Source organism: Flavobacterium sp. KACC 22761 (genome assembly GCF_034058155.1).
In the GTDB taxonomy this organism is placed as follows: Bacteria; Bacteroidota; Bacteroidia; order Flavobacteriales; family Flavobacteriaceae; genus Flavobacterium.
Genome location: NZ_CP139148.1, coordinates 4,353,949 through 4,379,595 on the forward strand (window position 1 = coordinate 4,353,949; position 25,647 = coordinate 4,379,595).

Annotated in this window: 16 protein-coding genes; 9 read left to right on the forward strand and 7 right to left on the reverse strand. The window is 33.6% G+C overall.

Going from position 1 to position 25,647, the window contains the following annotated elements:
• Positions 1-17: 17 nt before the first annotated feature.
• Positions 18-3,731 carry a family 10 glycosylhydrolase gene (locus SCB73_RS18595; RefSeq protein ID WP_320567680.1) on the reverse strand — a complete coding sequence of 1,238 codons (3,714 nt, stop codon included), beginning with the start codon at positions 3,729-3,731 and terminating at the stop codon, positions 18-20.
• A gap of 1,197 nt (positions 3,732-4,928) precedes the next feature.
• On the opposite strand from SCB73_RS18595, the gene SCB73_RS18600 reads away from it, so the two are divergent.
• The 3 genes from SCB73_RS18600 to SCB73_RS18610 all read left to right on the forward strand — a co-directional run bounded on the left by SCB73_RS18600 (position 4,929) and on the right by SCB73_RS18610 (position 8,533).
• Positions 4,929-5,909: a BstXI family restriction endonuclease gene (locus SCB73_RS18600; protein WP_320567681.1), complete on the forward strand. Its 981-nt coding sequence runs from the start codon at positions 4,929-4,931 to the stop codon at positions 5,907-5,909.
• A 185-nt stretch (positions 5,910-6,094) separates the two neighbouring features.
• Positions 6,095-7,366: an MFS transporter gene (locus SCB73_RS18605; RefSeq protein ID WP_320567682.1), complete on the forward strand. Its 1,272-nt coding sequence runs from the start codon at positions 6,095-6,097 to the stop codon at positions 7,364-7,366.
• 90 nt (positions 7,367-7,456) lie between these two features.
• Entirely contained in the window at positions 7,457-8,533 is a 1,077-nt protein-coding gene (locus tag SCB73_RS18610; protein ID WP_320567683.1) for a Ppx/GppA phosphatase family protein, read from the forward strand.
• A 244-nt stretch (positions 8,534-8,777) separates the two neighbouring features.
• Here the strand turns inward: SCB73_RS18610 and SCB73_RS18615 are convergent, their stop codons facing one another.
• Both SCB73_RS18615 and SCB73_RS18620 read right to left on the reverse strand, forming a co-directional pair.
• A complete protein-coding gene (locus SCB73_RS18615; protein WP_320567684.1) occupies positions 8,778-10,043 on the reverse strand; it encodes a hypothetical protein in 1,266 nt (421 codons plus the stop codon).
• Positions 10,044-10,116: 73 nt separating this feature from the next.
• A complete protein-coding gene (locus tag SCB73_RS18620) occupies positions 10,117-10,494 on the reverse strand; it encodes a hypothetical protein (RefSeq protein ID WP_320570104.1) in 378 nt (125 codons plus the stop codon).
• Between the two features lie 716 nt (positions 10,495-11,210).
• Here SCB73_RS18620 and SCB73_RS18625 point away from each other — a divergent pair.
• The 6 genes from SCB73_RS18625 (at position 11,211) to SCB73_RS18650 (ending at position 20,119) form a co-directional block, all read left to right on the forward strand.
• Positions 11,211-11,768, forward strand: a complete 558-nt coding sequence (locus SCB73_RS18625) for an RNA polymerase sigma-70 factor (RefSeq protein ID WP_320567685.1) — start codon at positions 11,211-11,213, stop codon at positions 11,766-11,768.
• Between the two features lie 113 nt (positions 11,769-11,881).
• Complete coding sequence (locus tag SCB73_RS18630; protein WP_320567686.1) at positions 11,882-12,802, forward strand: FecR family protein; 921 nt, start codon at positions 11,882-11,884, stop codon at positions 12,800-12,802.
• A 60-nt stretch (positions 12,803-12,862) separates the two neighbouring features.
• On the forward strand, positions 12,863-16,243 hold the full coding sequence (locus SCB73_RS18635) for a TonB-dependent receptor (protein ID WP_320567687.1): 3,381 nt from the start codon (positions 12,863-12,865) through the stop codon (positions 16,241-16,243).
• Between the two features lie 18 nt (positions 16,244-16,261).
• Complete coding sequence (locus SCB73_RS18640) at positions 16,262-17,797, forward strand: RagB/SusD family nutrient uptake outer membrane protein (RefSeq protein WP_320567688.1); 1,536 nt, start codon at positions 16,262-16,264, stop codon at positions 17,795-17,797.
• A 206-nt stretch (positions 17,798-18,003) separates the two neighbouring features.
• A complete protein-coding gene (locus SCB73_RS18645) occupies positions 18,004-19,821 on the forward strand; it encodes an alkaline phosphatase (protein ID WP_320567689.1) in 1,818 nt (605 codons plus the stop codon).
• Between the two features lie 79 nt (positions 19,822-19,900).
• Positions 19,901-20,119 carry a hypothetical protein gene (locus tag SCB73_RS18650; protein WP_320567690.1) on the forward strand — a complete coding sequence of 73 codons (219 nt, stop codon included), beginning with the start codon at positions 19,901-19,903 and terminating at the stop codon, positions 20,117-20,119.
• On the opposite strand, the gene SCB73_RS18655 is transcribed toward SCB73_RS18650, so the two are convergent.
• The 4 genes from SCB73_RS18655 to SCB73_RS18670 form a co-directional block, all read right to left on the reverse strand.
• Positions 20,084-21,127, reverse strand: coding sequence for a LacI family DNA-binding transcriptional regulator (locus SCB73_RS18655; protein ID WP_320567691.1), 1,044 nt, complete (start codon positions 21,125-21,127; stop codon positions 20,084-20,086). The two genes, SCB73_RS18650 and SCB73_RS18655, sit on opposite strands and share 36 nt — an antisense overlap.
• Positions 21,128-21,354: 227 nt before the next feature.
• A complete protein-coding gene (locus SCB73_RS18660; RefSeq protein ID WP_320567692.1) occupies positions 21,355-22,500 on the reverse strand; it encodes a serine hydrolase in 1,146 nt (381 codons plus the stop codon).
• A 237-nt stretch (positions 22,501-22,737) separates the two neighbouring features.
• Positions 22,738-24,000: an MFS transporter gene (locus SCB73_RS18665; RefSeq protein WP_320567693.1), complete on the reverse strand. Its 1,263-nt coding sequence runs from the start codon at positions 23,998-24,000 to the stop codon at positions 22,738-22,740.
• Positions 24,001-24,243: 243 nt separating this feature from the next.
• Entirely contained in the window at positions 24,244-25,629 is a 1,386-nt protein-coding gene (locus SCB73_RS18670) for a sugar porter family MFS transporter (RefSeq protein WP_320567694.1), read from the reverse strand.
• Between the last annotated feature and the right edge of the window lie 18 nt (positions 25,630-25,647).

Genomic DNA, 25,647 nt, shown 5'->3' on the forward strand with positions numbered 1-25,647 from the left:
ACCTAAAAAACCAAAAATTATTTATTTAAAACGATCTTTTTAGTAGTGATTTTTCCATCGGTTGTAACCTGGAGAAGATAAATTCCATTTCCAAAATTGTTCAGATCAAGTTGTTGTTCTGTACCTTCAAAAGTGGTATTTATCAATTGTTGTCCAGTGATATTAAACAATCGAACATCTGATTTTACATTGCTGTCCAGTTTCAAATTCAAAATTCCGTTGGTTGGATTTGGATATACAATCAATTCATCAGAAACTTTAATATTTTCAGACTCTTCAAGCGCTGCAACATCTTCTTCTTTCGACATTTTTCTAGTTCCAGAACAAGCCGAAATATAATTGTGCTGAATATCATCAATCCAAACTGTCATTGTATTTGCAGTATTATTTTGTTTGATTACAATAGCATCTAATGTTACCGAAGCACCGTCAACAATTCCGTTTCCTGTTGTGATAGTTGTTCCTACTGAAGTTGGCAGAAACCATTCGTAGTAATTCCAAGCTCCATTATTGATGATCGTTTGCGGAGGCAATTCTTCTAAACCATCAGTATCATCAATCCAAGCCGTTACTGTTGCTCCCGCATTTGCAGTACTTGTTTTCAACCAAAATCCAAAAGATCCTTGATTCCCTACAAAAGCTTGATTGTTTGCAGGAGTTCCTCCGCCAGAAAGCAAACGTACTAACCAGTTTGTGGTTACAGTAGTATTATCATTTAAAACAGCCTTTAAACTCGCCGTTCCATTTTTGAAACTGTCTGTTGCTCTCGCCAATGTTGATGTGGTTGCTATTCCAACTGTAGAGCCTGATGTTGTAGGACCACTTGTAAATCTTCCTGATGAAGCTTCAAAAGTTTCCAACGTAGTTTTGGTATTTGTTCCAACACAGATTGTCATCGTATAAGTGTTGCTTCCGCAGGCATTTGAAGCCACCAAAGTAATCGTTTTGGTTCCTGTTGTCGTAAAATTCACTGTTGGGTTTGCGGCAGTACTCGTTGCTGGAGAACCATTTGGAAAAGTCCATGCATACGTTGTAGCGCCTGTAGAAGTATTAGTCAATGTCATATTTTCGCCAGTCGCCACTTCTGAATAAGGAGCGGTGAACCCAGCTACGACCGTTCCTGAAGGATTTACAGTAATTACATTAGTCAATGTTTTCGTATTCGAACCTGCCCCATTTGTCGCCGTAAGAGCAACATTATATGTTCCAGCAGTATTATACGTTACAACCGGACTTGCTGCGGTACTTGTACTCGGAGTTCCTCCCGGAAATGACCAACTATAAGAAGTTGCATTGGTAGAAGCATTTGTATATGTAACTGTTTGTCCTGCACAAATTGTAGCCGAAGCTGGCGTAAAATCAGCTACTGGCGGTGTAGCATCTGGCAAACAGTCTATGAAATAAAATCGAACGGCATCGGCAATTACAACTCCTGACGTGCCGGTAGTACGAATTACAACTTTATTACTAGTCCCTGCACTGAAATTGTAAGTTCCCAACGAAACCCAAGTTCCATTATTAATTTGTTGATTTACAGGAACAGTTGTTATTCCACTTTCGTGAATGATATCCACAGGAACATTATTCGCACGATTGGTTCCAGCAGTATGATTGATAAAAACTTCGTACTTGCCTCTTTGGGTAATTGTTGGAGTAAAAGTTGCTGTTTTTGTACCTTTTGCAGTATCTCCATCATGAATATAATTTGACCCAACATAACCTGCTGTTGCCGATGTTGCTGTCCACGATCCTACTAGAGTTGCATCAACATTATCTATAGTAATGACAGTTGTTCCTGGTACAGTACAATTCGCACTTGTTGGAGTAAAACTTACTGGAGCAGAATATCTTGAAGTTCCAGTTGTCGCACTATAACTTCTTATGGTATAATAATATGTCGTTCCTCCTATTGGAGCTTCATAAACAGCAGTATTAGGCTGATCCCAAACATAACTCATTGTTGTATTCACCACGGCATTTACAACAACTGTAGCATTTGGCGTTGTACCACTTGTGAATCCGTTTGTTTCTGTCCACCCAGAATTAGATTTCGAAACCTGAATTCGGTAATCTCCATTAGTAACACTAGAATTCCAAGAAAAATCTACCGGAGAACTCACATATAATTCTCCCTCCGTCGGACTCAAAGCTACTGGAGCGGCTGGTAAACTACTATAGGGAACACCCGTAATGTTAGCACTTTCATTATTGTTTTTATCTAATGCCGTTACTAGGAAATAATTATTTGGAGCTGTTAATTGTGTCGTTGTTAATGTAAGTTGGGTAGCATTTACAATATCCAAAACTTTCGTTCCATCTTGTTTAAAATTTGGAATATCGGCCTGTGTGGCAAATGCATAGACCACATATTTTATCGCCAAATCGCCATCAGTCGCAGCAACTGGAGCATCCCATTTAAGAGTATTTCCTTCAAACCTAATATTTGTCGGCTCCAACGGACACACATTATCTTTCCATGGCATCGATGGCGGAAAGGATTTATACTTGTATTGATTATTCTGCAAAGTTGTTGCGATGCCTTTTTCATTACTCATTATGTACTGAGTAGAGTAAGAAGTTTGCCCGAAAGTATTTGTCATTCCAGGAATTCGGTTTTGATCGATTTGATTCTGAATTTCCGAAGCTGGCCAATTCTGAGAAGAAGTGCTCGGCAAACGATCATAACCCTGGCTAACATATAAATGTCTGCCATAAGTTGCTACTTGGTCATTCCACCATTGCGAAAGTTTGATATAATCTTGAGATCCTCCAATTTTCCAATACAATTGAGGAGAAATGAAATCTACTTTTCCATTTTGCAACCAATTTATTGGGTCACAATATAAAGCACTATAAGAAGGATTTCCAACAATTCCTGTCGGAACTCCGCTTTTCCAAATTCCGAACGGGGCAACGCCAAAAACAATATTCTTATTATTATTGGCATTGATAACCTGCAAAGCATCATAAACGCCCGCAATCATTTTGTTGACATTATCACGACGCCAATCATCAATATTGCTTATTCCTGTGGGATTATTATTGGCGTAAGTCGTGGCATCTTGATTGTTTGCCATTCCTTGATCTGGGTAAAAATAATCGTCAAAAACAATTCCGTCGATGTCATAACGCGAAGCAATATCTTGTACAATGCTGATAATATAATTTCTCACCGCAGGCAAACCCGGATTCAAAATTTTAAGATTTGCATTATTTGAAGCTGTAAAAACCCAAGAAGGATTCAATTTAGAAACGTGATTATTTGCCAAAGTATAACCGCCAACGCTTGCACGATACGGATTTAACCAAGCGTGTAAATCCAATCCTCGTTTTCTACATTCAGTAATCGCAAAACTCAATGGATCCCACATCGGATTTGGCGCCACGCCCTGCGTTCCTGTCAACCAGTAAGACCAAGGTTCAATTGATGAATTATAAAGAGCGTCGCATTCTGGCCGAACCTGAAAATACACCGTATTAATTCCTGTAAGAACCAATTTATCTAAAATGGAAATTAACTCCGCTTGTTGAACTGCAGGAGTTGCAGTTCTATTGCTTGGCCAATCTAAGTTGTAAACAGATGTCAAATAAGTACCTCTCAAATCTGCTTTAGGACTTGAACTAATTTCAGGGCCACTATTCGAACATCCCAATGGGATATTGGTTCCTTGGCCAAACATCAGACCATTGGCAATTATCAAAAAGAATAGATTAAGTAGTTTTTGCTTCATAGATTTGGTTGTTTTTAGTTAAAATAATAGTAAATATATCATAAAAAACATGCAAAAACACTTATTTAATAATGAGGATTCGTTTTAAAACATGCAAAAAACCGCAAATACATTCTTAAATAACGCATAAAACCTTATAAACAAAAGAAACCTTTTAGTAGGAAATAATTAACAATTGTTAATAAAATATTTTAAAAAGTTTGAGATTTTTTTAATTTTAAGGAAAAATACTACGCGTAAATATCTATTTATAAATAAGGTGTAAGAAACTAAAAACCTAATTATCCGATAATTAAAAGTCAAATTTGAATAATTAGTGAATTAGGCGAAATTAAATTGAATTAGAAAAGAATTTCGTCAAAGGATTATTGAAGAATAATAGAGGTATAATAATAGTAGGAATTCAAAACTTACGTCTCATTTTTGAAAAAAAGAAAAAAGACAAAATCTATTTTTGATTGTTTATACTTATTCTAAAATTCTGCATCACATAAAAAAACCGTATTTATACTTATCGATATTATCCAAAATTTAAATAATTTAACTACATCAAAAAGCAAGACATTTATAAGCCATTATTTTTTTTTCTCAAAAATCGCAATACACTCTAGGATAGCTGACGAAATAGTAAATGAAATGCAATATCTGAATTAACACTCCGCTTCTCTTACTTTCATTTTTTATTACTTCACTCTCCTAAAAAAGTATTCTAAAAAGAAGAAAAAAGTGATTAAATTTTATTATTTTTATTTAACAAACGTTCAATTTGTTAAATTTCAACAAAAACATGTCTTTTTTGTTTTTTTTGGTCCCTAAAAAAATGAACAAATAGCCAATATAGTGCTCATTTTAAAGATCTAGATAAAATATTGAGTTTATTTTTTTTTAGAAAACACAAAAAAACAACTAAAAATACAAAGAAATTTAACTAAAAAAGTTAAACAAATTAAAAAATATATATTTAATATTGCGCAAAGAAAGATCAGAAAGTGTTCATGAATATTTCCTTGATTTTTAATTTGCTTTTACAAACTTTAACAAATTAACATGCCTATGATGTAAACTGAACGTACGAAAGTTAGTTAATTGCTCAACCCTTTTCAGATTATGGATAATTCATTTTATAGAAATTTCAAAATTTTCCATATCTGTCGGTCCCATAATCAACCAAACACACAACCAACTTAACACTAACCTATGGCAAAAAGACTACCCAAACTACCTCCTTTGCTGCAAAGCAAAATTTACAAGACCGGACAAACCAGAAGCGCGAATGATGATGTAATTTATCAAAATAGAGCCAATAGAAACGGTACTGTTTTGATCCCTTTTGAATCAATCAATTTATTTGATATTTCAGACTTCACTTCTAACAGATTTGAAAGCGGATTTATCGTTGTACTTAGTCCTGAAGAATATTACTCAAATCCCGACACGCCAGTTTTAATGAAGGCTCGAAAATTAAAACTTGGTGTTAATGCGATCTTGCTTTACGAGACAAGAGCGCAATGGAATGAGTTTAATCCTTACAAAAACAAACTTAGCGTTGCCGAAAAAAGAACATCTCCTATAGATGGCCATTTTGTTGCTCGCATACCCTCCTCCAGTCCGAAAGAAGAAAAGATTATTCTTGGTTTTAATACCAGTAGCTGTAAAGGCGCTGGAATTAGAGTAGCAGAATATGCCCCTTTATCAACAATAAAGTCTTCTCATTTGCAATTAGAATATTTATTCTGGCTTTGCTATAATTCTAAAGAAATTGCACTTGGAGCCGGAATGACAGAGAGCGAAATTGAAAATCGGATAGCCGCTATAAGTACAGCCTGTCACAATCAAAAGTTAGCCAATACTGACCGCCTTTACAAAACTCGGATTATCGATAATTCTAAAAACACGATTTGCCCACTTTGTTTAAAAAAATTAAGTGCCGATGCTTTTCTGCTAAACTTCTTTGAATCGAGCGAGAAATTAGACATAAGTAAAGAAATCAGTCCTATTAACCTTTTTTATATTAATCAGCTGAAAACTGGTGAATTCAATCACGCCCCCTATAATTTAGCTTGGGGACACCAAAATTGCAACATGATTTGTAAAGAAACAGGTGTAATCGAAACTATTAAATGGATGAAAGAGGTTGTGGTAAATACTATTATTTTCAACAAAGACTCATCCTCTTAAAAGTAAAAAGAGTAAATCAAATTATTTTTTAAAATTATTCATAGTAAAAATGATTTTTGCTCATTGGCAGAAATTATTACTATAGTACTACTGTATATTTAAATTAAAACGAGAATAATTTAAATCATTTTTGATTTATTAAAATTGGATCAAAAAGAAAAAATTTCACCCCAAAAAAAAAGAAAATGATAAGCGACTTAAGAAAAAAATACGTAGAAAATTATAGTGGTTTTCCAAAAGAAATTTGGATTTTGACATTAATAACCTTTATAAACAGAACAGGAACAATGGTCATTCCGTTTCTGTCAAAATATATGAAAGAAAACCTGCATTTTGAATATAATCAGATTGGATGGGTTATGGTTTGCTTTGGAGTTGGTTCTTTTATAGGTACCTGGTTAAGCGGTGTTTTATCTGACAGAATTGGATTTTATAAAGTAATGATTGGCAGCCTTTTTGGCAGCGGATTAATCTTCTTTATGCTCCAGTTTATTACGTCATTTGAAGGATTTTGTTTGTCAATTCTGCTCTTAACAACTATTGCAGATATGTTCAGACCTGCCATGTTGGTATCTTTAAATACTTATACTCGCAAAGAAAACAAAACCAGAGCATTGGCTTTGGTACGATCAGCTACAAGTTTGGGATTCCTATTTGGGCCTCCTTTAGGCGGTCTAATAATCATATTAGTTGGCTACAAATACCTTTTTTATGTAGATTCAGCTACGTGTATTCTAGCAGTTTTAGTTTTTGTCTTATTAGTGAAAGAAAGAAAATTACCTTTCAAACTCAAATCACATAATTACGGAGTTGACAAATATGCAATTTTAAAAGATCGAACTTTTTTAACTCATATGTTCATTTCTCTAATTACAGGGATTATGTATTTTCAAGTATTTACGACATTGACACTTTATCACAAAGAACAATTTAATCTATCAGAAGTAAATAGTGGTTTGCTGTTAAGTTTTAGTGGAATATTGACTCTACTCTTTGAATTACCGATTGTTAATTATGTCGAAAAAAACAGAATGAACAAGCTGAATGTCATTATGGTTGGTTTGTCATTTATGGTTCTTAGTTATATTCTTCTGTTATTGAATGACAAATGGTATGGAATATTGTATGTAATGATGTTTTTCATGACACTTGGCGTAATGCTGACTTTTCCTTTTTCAAATTCATTTGCCATGACTAGATCACACAATAATCAAGAAGGAAGGTATATGTCGGTTTTTACAATGAGTTTTAGCCTTGCACATATATTAAGTGCCAAAACGGGAATGGAAATTGTCGCTTATGCTAGCTACAGAGCCGATTTTATATTTATGAGCCTAATTGGAATATTGGCAATTACGCTTTGTTATTTCTTGGTGAAAATGGTTGAAAAAGAAACAATAGAAACCAAAATAAAAATAGTGCAATCCATCTTTGTTGACAAGAAGAAGAGACCTTAGTTTTCTGTGATATGAAAATGAATTATTAATTCTTTTCAATGTTTGAATAAAAAGGGACCTCCTTCTAGTATTAAAAAATACCCATTCAATATGAAAAAATATATTGCACTAAAAGTCATAATTGTTTTTATTTTTTTTATCCCTTCGCGTATAATTTCACAGGAACTTTATGGCGGAATTGAAATAGGAAGCAAGGGAGTAAAAATGTCGGTAATAAATGTTCAAAACATTAAGAAAGGAAAATATGATGTAGTTGATTTTTGGACGGAAAATGTGGGTATTGCGAAAGGAATATCCATAGACGGAAATTTAGCAGAAAATGACATTGAAACTGCTTTTAATGTGGTAGTAAAAAATTACACCAAATTAATTAAGGAATACAAAATTAAAGAGAAAAACATCTTTATAGTGGTGTCCTCGGGAGTTGCAATGGCAAAAAACATTGATGTTTTACGACAAAGACTACATGTGTTTACCAATATTGATGTTGCAATAATTACTTCAGAAACAGAAGCAAAGCTATTGCTTAAAGGATGCATTCCACCAAAAGAGTATTCAGATTCCTTAATTCTTGATATTGGCGGAGGAAATACTAAAGGAGGCTACGTTGAAGAATTCAATGAGGACGATATTTTGATATTTTATCCTGTAACATTAGATTTAGGAACCGTAACTTTTACCGAAAAAATAAACAAAAAAGCAAAAACCAATTCAATTGATGAATTTAATGAGCTATTGTCTGCGTCATTGCCAGAATTAACAGATCAGACCAATACTTTGTATCAGCAAAACTCAAAAATTTTTAAAAAGGACAACATTTACATGTCAGGTGGCGCAGTTTGGGCATTTTATACTTTATATAAAGGAAACAATGCGGAACAAAATTTTAATCCGTTTGACGTTAAAGATGTTGAAGCTTACAATAAAATGATAAAAACAGATTATGCAAAATTTGAAGCTTTGGCCTCGCAAAACAAGGATATTGAAAAAGTATTAAAAACCTATTCTCAAAAATACTTAATTGCAGCAAATTCGTTATTGTTGACGCTTTTAGAAAAGATGCCTGATATCAAGTCAAAAAACATTTATTTTACCAAACAAGGACAAATGGCTTGGCTTCTTTCATATATTGCAGATTCTGCAAAACGAGCAAAAGATATCCGTTAAAATCAGCATTTCCTGAGCAATATCTTAAAAAAACACCTACAAAGGTTTTACTTGTATTTAGCAATTTAGAAAGCAATAACAAGTATCTAAATAGCCTTAAAAGCAAAAATCAATAAAAAACCAGTAACCGAATTGATTACTGGTTTTTTATTGATTTTTTTTAGTTAGGTAGATAAGTTAATAAAAAAACGCTTTATTTTTTAAAATCAAGTATGCTTTCGCAAATCCTATTATTAAGGATAACTTAGTTTTTAATTCTAAAATCAGGTTTTTTCTTCATGGATGCGCTTGCAAACAATTCACTGTTTTTAAGTTTTATAAACTCAATTCCGTATTGTTTGTCCTGATACCAATTACTGATAAGGAAATTGTAGTCTTTGTTTTGAGTTATTCCAAGGGTCTTGGTATCATTTACAAGCAGATATTTTAAGATTATTTTGTCCAAATATTCATTTGTAATTGGAATTGTATCTGCAAATACGATGAGTTGGCTAAATCCAGATATCACCGAATTCGTTAAGGTCAAAAAGGTATTTTCACGAATCAATATTGCTTCATATTTAAGACCTTGGATTTCAGGCCCAATATCTTCCGTATGCATCATTGTAAAATTTGAAGCATTAACTCTTGTCATTTCTTTTCGACTGTCTAAAACTTCACCTTTTCTGGTATCAACCGTTTCCATTTCAAAACAACGAGATCCGTATTTATCAGATAAAAACGGACTTCTAATAGCAATACTATTTGAGATATTACATTGGACACCTTGTGTAAAATCAAAATCATCATCAGCTGATCGCAAAGAAATCAAATGGCTCGTATCTACATATCCTCCGTAAAACTGGAACGAATCGTCATCACAAAAGGTAACCTGTATGTATTCTAATTTTGTCTTTTTGCCCACCCCTGCTAATGATAATCCGTTTAAAGGTTTATTAGCAGTTGTTTTTTTTCCTGAAAATTCAATTCTAACATATTTTAAAATGCCAGAATCACTATCCTTATTATCTCCGCCATACATTGCTTTTTGCGGATCAAGCTCGAATTCTAAAATTCCAATTCCTCCCGTTTTATTAATTGGTGCATCTCCTAAAAGAATAATACCTCCCCAATCACCCGGATTTCTATCTCCTGAGTTCTTGTCGGAAGTAAACACAATTGGATCTGTTTCAGTCCCTTCGGCAATAATTTTGGCGCCTTTTGTGACGACTAATATGCTCATAGCTTTAGTATCGCACCTTATCAACGTGCCGGGTTCAATAGTCAAAGTAACATTTGGGGCAACATAAACCGCCCCTACCAAAACATAAACATTTTCTTTTTTTAATGTCATGTTTGAAGTAATTACACCAGTTATAATTTGAGAAGCCTCATTATAACTGGTGGTCTTGGGGTTGAAGTTTGTCCACATATTTAACCAATTCGTATCGCCACTGATACCTTTGATGTTTTGGGCGTTACCCAATAATGTGAAAGTAAAAAATACAAGTAGGAATATTTTCTTTTTCATAACTTCTTCTTTTTAATTTATTTTAAAAAAAAGGCCAACCATAAAAAGTCAGCCTTCCCACATTCAAAATCCATTATAATTTGGAAGCAATCTCTTTTTTGTATTTGTTAAGAATTGCTTTAGTCATTCCCATATTAGCTTTAGTAGAGTCAACCGCAAGATAAATCATGTACAAATTATTATCAGAAATGTCAATAATATGAATTTGAGATGTTAAGGTAATCATGATATCTGAAACAATTTGATTTTTTAATCCTAACGCGCTGATTGCATTAAGTTTTGCTTTAACAACTTCAAGGTTGAACGCAGAAGCTAATTCAGGATCAAAATCTGGTTTAGCTGAAAGTGAAAAATACGACATCCCACTTTGAATTTCTGCAATTGAAACTGCAATAAAACCTGGGCAATTTTTTTCTAGATCCTCTCCGAATTGATTTAAAAAGTCTGACATAATTTTAGTTTTTAGTTTTTTATATTTTTTCATCTTTTTTGTCTTCAACTGCAGTTTGACATTACAAAGATATTTTTCAAAACGGTTGGCGTCGTTTTCTTTTTAATTTAATTTCTTACTTTTTTTTTATTTTTTTTTATCTGGTGCTTATTTTTGGGGTTGTCAAAATACAAAACACTGTATATCAATTTATTATGATTTATTTTTTTATAACCATAAAGTGGTTATTTTCTTAAAAATTCAAAAAACTGTCTTTAAACGCCTAATTAACTGATAATAAATAAATTACATATTAATATTTTTACCATCTAATGGTGTTATTTTTTATTTTTTAATATCTTTTTCCTACATAAAACACTTGAAAAACAAAGAATTACGATTTAAAAATATTTTTCTTCACCCGTATAATGGTTTAAAAAACAACACCAAAAATCACTTTTAAGAGACATTTATTTCTTTTGCGAACTTTTATGATCAAATATTTAGCTAACATTACTTCCAAATGTTAATAATATGTTTCGTTTCAAAGTGATTTTATTAATGTAAACGTAACCTTTCGCACCTACCCTCATCTTTACTTTTGAAGACATATAACAAAGAACCCAAAACTTTATATATGTTATTTTTAAAAGCGCACGAACATTATTCAAACGAAATCAAAAGAAGTGATTCATCTTGCACGATTCATTTGATCATCCACACCAAAATAATGTATCATGTATAAGAAGTTTACAGACGAAGAACTTGTCGAATTATTAAAATCTGGCAAGGATAAAGCTTTTGATGAACTTTATTTTAGATACCGCGATATCCTTGTCCGATTTGTTTACCTCAGAATGAAATCAATAGCAATCTCTGAAGAAATTGTTCAGGAAGTTTTTACCAGTATTTGGGAGCGCCGAAAGACAATTGTAATCCAAAAAAGTTTTGCTGCATACATCTATACCTCCGTACGTTACATGACTTTAGATTATTTCAAATCACACAGTGTTAGTGATCAGTACATACAGGAAGTTTTAGATAAAAACACAGTTTCATATTCTAGCCATAATGCAACTGAAGATTTCATTTACTACGAAGAATTGCAAAAAGCCGTTGATAAAGCGACCATGCTTCTTCCTAAAAAATCAAAAGAAGTTTTTATTCTAAGCCGCATAAAACATTACTCAAATAAAGAAATAGCAGACGAACTCAATGTTTCAATCGAAACGGTAAAATATCACATCACCTATTCGCTGAAATTCATGCGCACTTATTTAGGTGAGTTCAATTAAAAAGTAAAATTCAGATTAAGAAACCTGTTTTTTCTTAACAGAAGCGTAACCTTCTGCGCCTACCTGAAATTACAATTCCAAAGACATACTATTAAAGACATAAAGAAATTATAATGCCTGATAAATTAAGACAAGAAATAAAACATTTTTTAGACGGAAAATATTCTCCTAAAGGACAAGAAATGTGGAATAAATGGTACGATCGTACCGACGATTTTTTTGAAAACATGGAAATGATTCAATCGAATCGTTCGAAACTTAAAAAAGAACTAAGAGCAATCAAGAAACCAAACGATGTAATTTCTCTTCCATATAAAAACTGGGCAGTTGCTGCATCTTTAACCTTTTTAATTGGTTTATCGGTGTTCTTCTATCAATCATCCACATCGGTTGAGAACAAACAATTTGCCGTAAAACTTGGTGAACATGCCAAAATAAAATTAAGCGACGGAACTCAAATCTGGCTAAATGCCGGAAGTGTTTTAAAATATCCTAAAGAATTTAAAGGAGATACCAGAGAAGTTTACTTGAGCGGTGAAGCATTTTTTGATGTAGCCAAAGATAAAAAGCATCCTTTTATCATACATACTAATAAAATGGATACCAAAGTTCTTGGAACCAGTTTTAATGTTCAGGCTTATCCAGACCAAAGAACTCAGGAAGTTTCAGTTTTGACAGGAAGAGTGAATGTAAAATCTACCGTTACAGAAGAGAATGTATATGTAACTCCAGGCCAAAAAGCAGTCTTTAGATCTCAAAATAATAAACTGCAAGCTTTTAAAGATATTCCTGTAAACACCATTTCGTTATGGCGAAAAAACATCATGGTATTTGAAGAAACGCCTTTAGCAGAAGTTGTTGCCACCATAAACCGCAATTATAATGTGGCAATTGAAATCAAAAATAAAAATTTAAACGAATTAAAGATCAGCGCCTACTTCAAAGAATTATCAGCTGATCAAGTAATTGGATTGGTCTGCAATATCATCAATGCCAATTATAAAATAGATTCAGGAGTCTATAAAATAGAATAAACCCATCAAAAATAAAACTACGTAGAAAACCCACAAACAAAACAATTAAAACTAAAAATTATGAATGAAAAACAAATGCGGTACACCGTAAAATGTCAAAGCATAAGGACACTAGGAATCAAGTTATTTCTGTTTATTGCTTTATTTTTTGAATCATTAACAGTAAGCGCCGGGAATGTTGACATTAACAAAAGAGTGACGTTAAAAGTTGAAAATGAAAGCATAAAAAATATTTTCCATAAAATTGAAAATCAAACTGATGTTCATTTCATGTATGAAAGCAGTCAAGTGAACACCAATCAGAAATTAAGCTTACGATTAAATAATGTAACACTTGAGCAAGCACTAGATAAAATTTGCGGTGTCGCGCTTCGATACGAGATTTTAAGCAACAACATCGTGATCAAGAAAAATCAGAAAGTTGCAAGTTCAGATCAGAATAAAATTACGGTTTCAGGAACTGTCTTTGGAGGAGATGACAATATGCCGTTGCCTGGTGTAGGAATTAAAGATAAAAGTTCTGATGCCGCTGCAACTACAGACTTTGACGGAACATTCAAAATGGAAATCAATGCGTCAGAAGCAACCCTTATTTTTTCATACGTGGGTTATATAACTCAGGAAGTAAAAGTCAACGGCACACAAAACATTAACGTAAAACTAACGGCTGATGTTAAGCAGCTTCAAGAAGTAATTGTAATGGGATATGGAAGTGTGAAAAAAAGTGAAGTTCTTGGAGCCGTTGGTAGCGTTTCTATGAAAGAAAGCTCAAGCAGAACTTATAATAACGCCGCCGAATTATTGCAAGGAACTGTAGCCGGTGTAACTGTAATAAGCGACGGAGGTGACCCAACTGCTTCTCCAACAATTAATATTCGTGGAATTGGTTCTTTGAATGCCGAAACACCATTGATTGTTTTGGACGGAATTATCTACAGCGGCTCTTTAAATACCATAAATCCAAATGATATTGGCTCGATCAGTGTTTTGAAAGATGCGGCTTCTGCAGCAATTTATGGAGCAAGAGCTTCGGGTGGTGTGATTTTAATTACATCCAAAAAAGGAATTTCTGATCGTATTAATGTCAATGTAAATTATCAAGGAGGTTTTCAAAATGTCGCAAAAAAATTAGATGTTTTAAATGCTGCAGAATATGCTGACGCCATGAATACAGCTACAGATAATGCCGGATTACCTAGAATTCCTGCTTTCAATACGGCTTTCGAACCAACAGCAAGAACAACTAAAACCAACTGGATGGATGAAATTTTCCATACCGGAGAAATTCAGGATTTATCTCTTTCTGTAAATGGAAAAACAGAAAAATCAAACTTCTTTCTTTCTGGAAGTTATAGAAAAAATGAAGGGATTTTGCTAAATACATTCTCAGAGCGTTATACTGTTAGAGCAAACTCTTCTTTTAAATTGGCTCCAAATTTTACGCTAGGAGAAAATTTATCGTACTCCTTGACAAATGGCCAGAGTGCTAATACGTCAAGTGCTTATACTGGAGCTATTTTGGGTGCTATTTTTTATCCGCCAAACGCTACTATTTATAAAGAAGATGGTTCAGGGCAATTTGGCGGTGTTCCTACAAAATATATTGGATCTTATGGAGATGTGATCAATCCAGTAGCGTATTTAAAAAGATTGGACAATAGAAATCCCGTTTCTACAATTTTGATCAATCCGTATGCAGAATGGGAAATTATCGAAGGCTTAAAAGTAAAATCAAACTGGGGATATACCAGAATACAAGATAATGCAACAGATTTTACGGTTAAAATCACAGAACCTGGAAAAATATTCGATTTCAATCGTCTGACTAAAAAATCTTTGACAATCAGCGATTTACTGAGCGAACAGACTATTTCTTATGAGAAATCATTCGGAAAACATAATCTGAAGGCTTTAGCTGGATACACGTACCAAGAAACTAAAAAAGACTTTTATACCGTTGAAGGAACCGGATTTGACAATGAAGATCCATCGCAACGTTATTTATTGAATGCAAAATTAATTCAGCAGACTGGTGCAGGAATGTCAGATGAGATTATTTCATCTTATGTTGGAAGAATCAATTACGACTTCAATCAAAAATATTTATTATCAGGAATTGTACGTCGTGACGGAACATCAAAACTTTTATCAGAAAACCGTTGGAAAGTTTATCCTTCTGTTTCTGCAGGTTGGTTGATTTCCGAAGAAAATTTCATGAAAAGCATCAATCCAATAGTAAGCAGTTTAAAACTACGTGCAAGCTGGGGAGAAATAGGAAACTTAGGAAATCTTGGACCATATCAGTTTAGTGTTCCTTTAACTCAAACTACAGCTTTAATTGGAGCTACACCTGTTATCAACTATGGTTATTCTGAGAGAGAACTTTCAAATCCGAATTTAAAATGGGAAAGTTCAGAACAAACAAACATTGGTTTGGATTTCACTATGTTCAACAACACATTTTTAGGTTCTGTTGATGCTTACGTAAAAACAAACAAAGATATGCTTGTCCGCGACCAATTGCCAGGTGTTTCTGGAACACCGCAAGGAAGAATCGTGAACTCTGGAGATGTTGAAAATAAAGGTATCGAGGTAAGTTTGACCTACCAAAAAACGCGTGGCGAATTTAAATTTGATGTAACAGCAAATGCTGGATTCTTAAGCAATAGAATTGTTTCAATTAAAGATGATTTGACTTCACTTGAGCCTTTGAATTTAAGCCGAGTTAGAAGTTTGCCATTGGCGAATATCTATCAGGTGGGAAGCCCGGTTGGTGCTTTCTACGGATATCAAACTGACGGATTGTTTCAAAGTACTGCCGAAGCAAAAGCTTATATAAATGCAAAAGGCGAAGTGTATCAACCAAATGCTGTTGCAGGAGATATCAAATTTAAAGACCTTAATGGTGATGGTGTAATCAATAATAGCGACAGACATGTATTAGGAAGTCCGTTTCCAAAAACGACATTCAGTTTAAATGCCAACTTTAAATACAAAGGATTTGACATGAATATCTTTTTTAGCGGAGCAGCCGGAAACAGTGTTTTCAATGCAATAAAATATACCGGCTTAAATGGTTCGTTCCCTGGATATAATCTATTGGCAGAATCAAAAAATGCATGGTCTCCAACAAATACAAATACTGATATTCCAGTACTTTCAGCAACTGACAATAACAATAACTTCGGAAGAATCTCGAATTTTTATATCGAAGATGCTTCTTTCTTAAGATTAAGAAACGTTTCTATTGGTTATACCATTAAAGATAGCTGGTTAAACGGAAAAGCAAAACTGAGATTTTTCCTTTCAGGACAAAACCTATTTACAATTACAAAATATTCAGGAATGGATCCAGAAGTTGGACTTACCAATTTTGGCCTTGACTTAGGTAAATATCCACTTTCTCGCATTTATATGACGGGTGTAAACGCAACATTTTAAATATATAAAACTAACAAAATGAAAAATTTAAGTCTTTTAGTATTGAGTTTTGTGCTGTTGGTAAGCACTTCAGCTTGCGAAAGCGAACTTGATGTAATTCCGCAAGGAGCTCCTTCAAGCGGGAATTTCTGGAAAACTCCAGCAGATGCAAAAGCAGGAGTAAATGCGATATATGCCTTGTATTCTGATGATAATATGTACGGACGTGGTTTCTTTTGGCTAAACAATGCCAGCGATGACATTGGAACAAAACCAAGACAAAATGCAGAACGTATCAAAAACTTTATTGTTGACGGAGCAGAATCAGATACTAAAGATATTTGGAGACTGCACTACGAAGTCATGAAACGCTGTAATGATGTAATTCGCAATATTCCGAATATTCCATTGGATGAAAAAACAAAAAACGGAATGTTGGGAGAAGCATATTTTAATCATGCTGTAATGCATTTGGAATTAGCCTACCGTTATGGTGATGACCGCGCAGGAATTCCAATTCAGGACCGTGCAAATCCATCAAACGTTTATGTGCCACGTGCAAAAAACGTAGCTGAAAATTACGCTTATATTGCTGCCGATTTGATCAGAGCCGCCGATTTGCTTCCATACTTCAATGAATTATCATCTGACAATTACGGACGTGCTCATAAAACTGCAGCTTGGGGATATTTGGTTCGTACGTATTTGTATGCAAAAGATTGGGATAACGCGATTAAATACGCCAATTTGATTGTAAACAGTGGCAAGCATAAGTTGCTGGATAATTTTGAAGATGTTTTCAAAATCAAAAACAACTGGTCAACAGAATATATCTGGTCTGTAACATCAAGTGCTGATAATACTTCTTTAGGTTCTATTTTCCCAGGAGTATGTCTAGAAGATAAAGGATGGGGAGCTTATAACGGATGGGGAAATTTTTACCCAACAAAAGAATTGTTTGATGCTTATGCTCCAAATGATAAAAGACGTAGCGCTACCATTTTGCAAAAAGGAGACAAATTTGTTTATTTTGGCGAGGAAGTGACTTTTAATGAAGGAAAATATACTGTAAGTTCAAGCAACAGAACAGGATATCAGTTCAAAAAATACATGGAGCCTTTCAGTTATCCAAAAACGGGATCTGGCGCTGTAGATATTCGCTACGTAAATGCAAACGGAGATAAACCTTCAACAACTTTAAATGTACCTCTTTTACGTTATGCTGACGTGATTTTGATGTTGGCTGAAGCCAAATTAATGAAAGGTCAAAATGCCGATACCGAAATCAATATGATTCGTCGTCGTGCGGGACTTAGCGATCTTTCTGGAGCAACAATGACCGATTTGAAAAGAGAAAGAAGATGTGAACTTGCTGGAGAATGGACTGATCGTCATTTCGATTTAGTGCGCTGGGGCGATGCCAAGGAAACTTATGCAAAACCATTACACCATTATAACGGAACCGTAATTTATCCGGCGCGTAATTTCAATCCAGCGATTCACCACGTTTGGCCTATTCCACCAGATGAAATTGCGGTAAGCAAAGGATCATTGACTCAAAACCAAGGTTGGTAAAAAAGTAGTTTCATTTTTGTTGTTAGTTTTTTTTACTGCACAGGCTTGAATAAAGTCTGTTGCGGTAAAAACAAAAAACAATTATCAATATAAATAATAAGCCAGTCTTCAAAAAAAGACTGGTTTCTTCTTAAAATGCCAATTCAAGCTATAATTCAATTTTCTATAAAGTGACCTACCGCTTTATGGAATCAAATCAATTTTCGATGAAAAAAATAATCACCCTTTTTTGCCTTCAGTTTTTCTTTTTTGCGCAAGCGCAGGAATACAGTTCTTCCAATATTCATTCTCATAACGATTATGAAAGCAAATTGCCCTTTTATGGCGCTTATTCAAATGAAACTGGCGTTATCGAAGCGGATGTTTTTTTAGTAAATAATGAACTTTTTGTGGCTCATACTTCAAAAGAAATCAAAACTTACAACACGCTTAAAAGTTTATATCTGGAACCACTTTCGTCCAAATTAAAAACATTAGAAGGAAAAGCCTATCCAAGCAACAAACCTTTAATTTTAATGATCGATATTAAGTCTGATGCTGATGCTACCTTGAAAGCAATTGTGCAGCAGTTAAAAACTTTTCCAGATATTATTTCGAATAAAAACATAAAAGTTGTCATTTCAGGAAATAGACCTCTGCCCTCTCTTTGGAAAGATTTTCCTGATTTTATTTATTTTGATGGAAGGATAAACGAAGAATACACGCCAGATCAATTAGCGCGTGTTGAAATGATCAGTGAAGATTTAAAAGAAATCACCGTTTGGAATGGAAAAGGAGTTTTGACTCAGGCTGATTCTGAAAAAATTCAGACAATTATAAAGAAAGTCCACAGTCAAAATAAAAAAGTGCGATTTTGGGCAACACAAGACAACGTCAACACTTACATGACTTTGATGAATTTAAAAGTCGATTTTATTGGAACTGACAAAGTAGCAGAATTGACTCAATTCATCAACAGCATCAAAACTACATTTTACCAAAATACAGATTTTCACCAAGCTTATATCCCAAAAAATGCATTCAAAAGCAAACGGCCAAAAAATGTTATTTTGCTGATTGGCGACGGAATGGGACTAACTCAAATTTATGCAGGTTATACGGCCAATAAAGGGCAATTAAGCCTTTTTAATATTCCAACTCAAGGACTTTCTATCACAAAATCTTCAGACAGTTACATTACCGATTCTGCTGCGGGCGCAACGGCAATGGCGACAGGACACAAAACCAATAATAGATTTATCAGTGTTGACGAGCTAGGAAAAACACTTGAATTAATCACACAACAATTGGCTAAGAAAAACTATAAAACGGCTATTATTTCTGCAGGAAATATTACAGATGCTACACCTGCGTCATTTTATGCACATCAGCCAGAAAGAAGTTACAGCGAACCTATAGCAAATGATTTTTTAGCAAACCCTTCGGATATTTTAATTGGAGGCGGACAAAATGAATTTAAATCTAGAAAAGACGGCAAAGATTTGTCTAAAATTTTGGTTGAAAAAGGATATACTTTTTCAGATAAATTCGCAAGTTTAGATACAATCAAAAACAGCCGGTTTGTTGTTTTAGAAGATCAGGCAGTAGTTTCAATCAAAAACGGAAGAGGAGATTTTCTAACTAAATCTTTAGCGAAAGCAACTGCTACTTTTTCAAAAACAAAGAATCCGTTTTTCATCATGGCCGAAGGCGCGCAAATTGATTATGGCGGACATCAGAATAATGTAGAATATGTTGTACGAGAAATGTTGGATTTTGATAAATTAGTAGGACAGGCAATGGAATTTGCAGACAAAAATCCTGAAACTTTAGTAATCATAACAGCAGATCATGAAACTGGCGGTTTATCTTTAATCGACGGAAGTATTGAAAAAGGTTATGTTCATGGAAGTTTCAGCACAAATGATCATACAGCAGTTCCGGTTCCAGTTTTTGCTTATGGCCCTGGAGCTGATAATTTTAAAGGCGTTTATCAAAATACGGCTATTTATGATAAAATCATGGAATTGATTTCTGGGAAATAATCTTTAAAACACATTTGAAATTAAAAAGCGGTTGAAAAATTCAATCGCTTTTTTTATGAGTATGTAAAAAACACCATTTATGTATTTTAGAAAGCAGGACGCTATAGGATATTTGTTTCTCAACAAACTACCTCATATCAAAGGGCCTTCAGGAAAAGCTCGTATGGCAAATGTTTGGGATGTGAGCGGTTTATTAAGCCAACCTAGAAAATCATATCAGAATAAAACATTCAAACAAATTAAGACAAAAAAACATTTTGTTCTATACAATCTGATTTTCAATACATTTTTTCGCTAATGATGATTCACGTACAATTAGCTCTGCTTTTAGTACATCTTTTTTAAATGATTTGTTTTCCTCTTTACTGTCTAGTAGCAATATCATCCTTTCGATAAGTTTTGCAGAAATTTCAGTAAGAGGTTGCGATACGCAGGTAATTGAGGTTGGGCATAAACGAAACATATCATGATCATCAAAAGAAATCACTCCAAGTTTTTTTAATAAATTATAATCATTATCCTTAAAAATCTCTAATCCTTGTTGAGCCAAATAATTGGTGGAGAAAAAAACAGAATCTAGATTGGTATTTTTATTAAAAAAATCTTTGATGTATTCTTTCCCTTCTGTCAATTTGTTTTCAGGAATTCGCAGGATTACAGGTTGCAATCCGTGTTTTTCAATTGTTTTTTCATACCCCTGCAAACGATCTCTTAATTGAGATTGATTCGATGTTGTGGTGATAAAACCAATATTCTTAAACTGATTATCAATTAAATGCGTGACAGCTTCATTTGAAGCTCTCTCATTATCAATTCCGACATAGTTGCAATGTAGATCATCAAAAAATCGGTCCATCAAAACAACTGGAATATTACTATTTATCAGACCTTCAATTGTATCTTTTATTCCTGGGGAAGGAACAATTATAAATCCATCTGCTTGGCGGAAATGAAACAATTCTATGAGTTCTTTTGATCTCTCATCATTATTTTCATTACTGCAAAATATAACTTTATAGCCTTTTTCATAAATCATGTCTTCAAAAATTCTTGCCAATTTCGAGAAAAAGCTATTCGAAATATCTTCAACCATAAAAACCAGAATCTTTGATTTTCCTGTTCTCAGACTTTGTGCAATTAAATTTGGTCTATAATTTATTCGTTTTGCATAATCCAGCACTTTCTGCGTCACTTCTTTTGAAATATGCTTTTCGACCGCTTTACCGTTCAATACAAAAGAAACCGTCGTAATTGAAATCTTCAATTCGTCGGCAATATTTTTTATAGAAACGGTTTTACTTTTCATTCAAATCAGTTAAATATTTTAGCGCAAGACATCGTAGAGTTTTGAATCTTTATATGAGAAATTATGATTTATAATATTTTCAAAATTTATTTTTTAGAAACAAATATATAAAATATTTTACCATTAATTAATTTGTTTTTAAAATATTTTAATAATTTAAATATAAGACAATTGCCTCTATTTTTTTGAAATAAAATCAATTACAATCTTAAAAATCTAAAATTTGATTACAACCCATCTTTTTTGCTTTTCTTTAAATTAAAATCATAAAAAGCTCGTCCGAGTTGTGCTAGAAAAGGCAATCCTATTTTCTCGTATTCATAAATCCCATCATTGAAAATTTGGTCTTCGTTGACCAATAAAGTAGCACTGATAATGAATTCAACATTATGAACTTCATCTACAATGTAGGCGCAATCGACTAATGTGCCATAAGCATCTCCAACTTTATTGTATATTTTTATGTTGCTAGGAATTGGTTCTTTTGTATCGCCAAACATAAAAAACTTGCAATATCCGTCGTAATATTCCTTTGGATCATATCCCGCATTTCTAGGCAAATTCTGCATATCAAACAAAAGAAGTTCTCTGTTCTCTTTTGACAAATCAAAACGTTCTTTGCTTGAAAAATTATCGGGGAAAACAATTCTTTTCATAACTCCGTGCAATGTTTCTAACGGAAGGTAATTTTTTTTGCTAAAATCCATTGGAGAATTAACCAGTTTATCGTCTTCTAGATAGCCCTTCCCTTTTAAAATTTTATTTAATTTCAACGGAATAATTTTGCTATCGTTAACACTTGGAATGATTATTTCCTCGCCATCATTTTTGTAAAACGTTATTTTCTTTGTTTCTGATGCTCCTGAATTTGGAGTTGATAAACGATGATTTATCCGAACTTGTTTTAATCCTTTATCTTTTAATGTTTTATTGATATAATCGCGCCCCATAAATTCATAAAAATCATTGTTTGCCTCGTTTGAACTCACTGCAAAAATTTTACGCAAATTGTCTGAAAATGTCGATTTTTCGGCAGCACCGTTTACAACAAAGGTGGTATTTACATCAACATCTTTCATCTTGTTCAATTTTTCCAAAGCCAAGACCGCAATCGGAAGTTTTACAGTGCTTGCGGGATAAAAATAATTTGAAGCATCAACGTTGTATTTGTAATCTTTTAAAATAACTTTTCCATCGTTTTTTCTTTTTACCGAAGTATAAATAATCTGCAATTCGTAATGTTCCGGCTGATCTGCCACTTTTTTAATGGCAACATTATCACTTTTCAGAATTTGAGTGATTGGACTATTTTTTGCTGATTTGCAACCTGAAAAAAAACATAGAAGACCAAATAAAAAAAGGAATTTATTCATAAAATTTATTTTAGCAGTTCGGTTCATATTCAATTGGCTTACTATTTAAAAAGGAAGGCATTTCTACCTTCCTTTTCCATTAAATTATTTACAAAAACAATCTTCATCAATAATCTACAAGTAAAATTAAATTTACTAAAAAATAAACATTTTATTGAATTCAACTGGTGCAATTGATAACCAAACCATTAAGCACTCAACTTAGGTAAATGAAATAATTTAACATTGAATTTTTTATTATGCTTTTTCAGAATAATCTAAATCGACAGAGAAAGTTTCTTTCAATTGTGACAATGCCAACAATGAAATTACAGATAATAAAGATCCCACGACCATTCCTGATTTGATAATATCGCCTTCAAAAATCGAATCTCTGAAATACGAATAAATCAAAATGATCAGCGGAAGCGAACCTCTCACAAAATTTGGTGCCGTTGTGGTAACAGTTGCTCTAATATTGGTTCCAAATTGTTCTGCCGCGATGGTTACAAAAAGTACCCAATACCCAACAGAAACTCCCATTAAAAGACAAAGAAAATAAAACACATTTGTAGAAATTGCCGAAACATTCAAATAAACAAACACCATTAACAGGTTGAAAGCCAAAAACCAGTACATCACTTTTTTTCTGCTTTTCAGCCACTGACTCAAAAGTCCGCTGGCGATATCTCCAAAAACCAATCCTGCGTAACAAAATGCAATAGCTTTCCCGGCTTCAATAGTTTCGGCTTGCTGTATATTTAATGCTTTTGCAAATTCTGGTGAAAAGGTAATCAAGACGCCAACCAAAAACCATAAAGGCATTCCAATCAAAATACAGTTTAGGTACTTAAAAAATCGCTTTCTATTGGTAAACAAGGACAAAAAATCACCAGTCTTTTCATTCTCTTCCTGAACTCTTTTAAAAATTCCTGATTCTGTAATGCTGATCCTCAAAAATAATAATAAGATTCCTAAAACGCCTCCTGCATAATAACACAAACGCCAGTCTTGGAAAACTTCATAAATTATATAAGCCGCAACTGCTCCCGAAACTCCAACCGAAGCTACAATCATAGTTCCGTAACCGCGTTTTTCCTTTGGCAAAGATTCTGCTACAAGCGTAATTCCGGCGCCTAATTCTCCTGCAAGACCAATTCCGGCAATCAGTCTCCAAAAAGCGTATGCATCAATTGTATGAACCATTCCGTTAGCAATATTCGCAACAGAATAAATCAGAATCGAACCAAACAAAACTGAAATTCTTCCTTTTTTATCTCCAAGAATTCCCCACAGAATTCCTCCAAACAACATTCCGAACATCTGCATACTGATGAGATATTCACCTTGATTTCGAATGGCATCGCCGGTAATTCCTAAGTCTTTTAGACTGTCCGTTCGGACAATTCCGAATAATAAAAGATCATATATATCTACAAAATAACCTAAAGCAGCTACAATAACAGCAGCATTTAAAATTGACTTTGGTTCTTTGGCTTGAAGCTTTGAAAAGAATTTCATAATTGGTTTTGGTTTGATAGTGTTTAGTAGTAATAACCGTTGTGTATAATTTATTCAACACATAGAATCATAGTTTAACTTTCTATAGAAAAGGCGTTCCACTTTGCATTAAAAAACATAGTTATCTATGTGTGAAAACTGGCTTTTTCCATTACCTTAAAAATGGAGAAGAAAAAATCTATGTTTCTATGTGTTAGAATATTTCTTTTTTAATTACATCCAACGGAATAGTAAATATAGAAATTAATGCGCAATCCAGATATCTTCAATTTCTTCAAGGGATTTTCCTGTGGTTTCAGGAACATAAAAACGTGTTATCAATAGATATGGAATACACATTACTGCAAAAATCCAAAACGAAATTGCTGGGCTTAATGATTCTAATAATACCGGTGTCAATTGCCCAATAAGATAAGAACCTATCCAAAGAGAAAAACCTGCCATTGACATTGCCAATCCGCGTACTTTTACTGGATACATTTCTGATATTAAAACCCAAATAACCACACAGATAGAAATTGCACAAAAGAAAATATATCCAATAATTAGATACAACAAAATATTTGGATTGTTGAAACCTAAATAGAAATAAGCCCCAATAGCAATAAGCATTACAAACATTCCTGTTACGCCAATATATACTAGTTTTTTTCTTCCAATTTTATCTACTAAGTACATTCCTAAAATGGTCGAAAGCACATTCACCACTCCAATTACGATTTGAAAATCCAATGAGCCTTGAGAAGCCATTCCAGCTTCTTTAAAAATAATTGGTCCGTAATAGAAAATAACATTTACTCCCATGAATTGTCCTAAAATAGCCAAACTCATTCCAATGAATAAAGCCGTTCTGTAGCCAGGCTGAAACAAAATCCTCCAGTCTGTTTTTTCTTTATTTAAAAGTGATTTTTGGTTGTTTTCAATTTGTTCTTTGGCTTCTTCCGCACCAAATAATTGCGTTAATGTTTTTTCGGCTGCGACCAAATTATTCTTAGAAATCTGCCATCTCGGACTTTCTGGAATAAAAAAGATAATCAAAAAAAACAGGAAAGAAGGCACTCCGCATAAACCTAACATTCCTCTCCAATATTCTGTCTGGAAAATAACTGTTGCCAATTGTGCATCAAAATGACCTGAAGTTGCCCATGCCAAAACTTTAGCATTTGCAAAATACGAAGCAACGATACCGACAGTGATTGCTAATTGATAAAGTGTTACCAAAGTTCCTCTAAAACGCGCCGGAGAAACCTCTGAAATATACAATGGAGATACAACAGAAGCTACCCCAATACCCATTCCTCCAAGGATTCTAGCCCAGATAAGAGCTTCAAAACTATTTACAAACATACAGCCCGCTGCAGAAATTGTAAATAGAGTTGCTGCCAAAAGCATCGTCCATTTACGACCTAAAAGATCGGCGATTTTACCCGCAAAAGCGACTCCGATAATAGAACCTATCAAAGCGCAACCCACATACCAGCCAACTGATACATTGTCAAGCGAAAATTGTTTGGTTACTTGCTCTATAGTTCCAGAAATAACAGCTACATCATATCCGAAAAGAAATCCCCCTATAGCGCCAATAACCGACAGGAAAATTATATACTTAATATTCTCTTTTTGATTCATTTTTTATTTGTGATTAAA

Coding starts and splice junctions, on each gene's coding strand:
- SCB73_RS18640 (WP_320567688.1), top strand. CDS start 16,262: ATGAAAAATTTAAGTCTTTTAGTATTGAGTTTTGTGCTGTTGGTAAGC.
- SCB73_RS18645 (WP_320567689.1), top strand. CDS start 18,004: ATGAAAAAAATAATCACCCTTTTTTGCCTTCAGTTTTTCTTTTTTGCG.
- SCB73_RS18670 (WP_320567694.1), bottom strand. CDS start 25,629: ATGAATCAAAAAGAGAATATTAAGTATATAATTTTCCTGTCGGTTATT.
- SCB73_RS18600 (WP_320567681.1), top strand. CDS start 4,929: ATGGCAAAAAGACTACCCAAACTACCTCCTTTGCTGCAAAGCAAAATT.
- SCB73_RS18620 (WP_320570104.1), bottom strand. CDS start 10,494: ATGTCAGACTTTTTAAATCAATTCGGAGAGGATCTAGAAAAAAATTGC.
- SCB73_RS18610 (WP_320567683.1), top strand. CDS start 7,457: ATGAAAAAATATATTGCACTAAAAGTCATAATTGTTTTTATTTTTTTT.
- SCB73_RS18595 (WP_320567680.1), bottom strand. CDS start 3,731: ATGAAGCAAAAACTACTTAATCTATTCTTTTTGATAATTGCCAATGGT.
- SCB73_RS18625 (WP_320567685.1), top strand. CDS start 11,211: ATGTATAAGAAGTTTACAGACGAAGAACTTGTCGAATTATTAAAATCT.
- SCB73_RS18635 (WP_320567687.1), top strand. CDS start 12,863: ATGAATGAAAAACAAATGCGGTACACCGTAAAATGTCAAAGCATAAGG.
- SCB73_RS18615 (WP_320567684.1), bottom strand. CDS start 10,043: ATGAAAAAGAAAATATTCCTACTTGTATTTTTTACTTTCACATTATTG.
- SCB73_RS18665 (WP_320567693.1), bottom strand. CDS start 24,000: ATGAAATTCTTTTCAAAGCTTCAAGCCAAAGAACCAAAGTCAATTTTA.
- SCB73_RS18650 (WP_320567690.1), top strand. CDS start 19,901: ATGTATTTTAGAAAGCAGGACGCTATAGGATATTTGTTTCTCAACAAA.
- SCB73_RS18630 (WP_320567686.1), top strand. CDS start 11,882: ATGCCTGATAAATTAAGACAAGAAATAAAACATTTTTTAGACGGAAAA.
- SCB73_RS18660 (WP_320567692.1), bottom strand. CDS start 22,500: ATGAATAAATTCCTTTTTTTATTTGGTCTTCTATGTTTTTTTTCAGGT.
- SCB73_RS18605 (WP_320567682.1), top strand. CDS start 6,095: ATGATAAGCGACTTAAGAAAAAAATACGTAGAAAATTATAGTGGTTTT.
- SCB73_RS18655 (WP_320567691.1), bottom strand. CDS start 21,127: ATGAAAAGTAAAACCGTTTCTATAAAAAATATTGCCGACGAATTGAAG.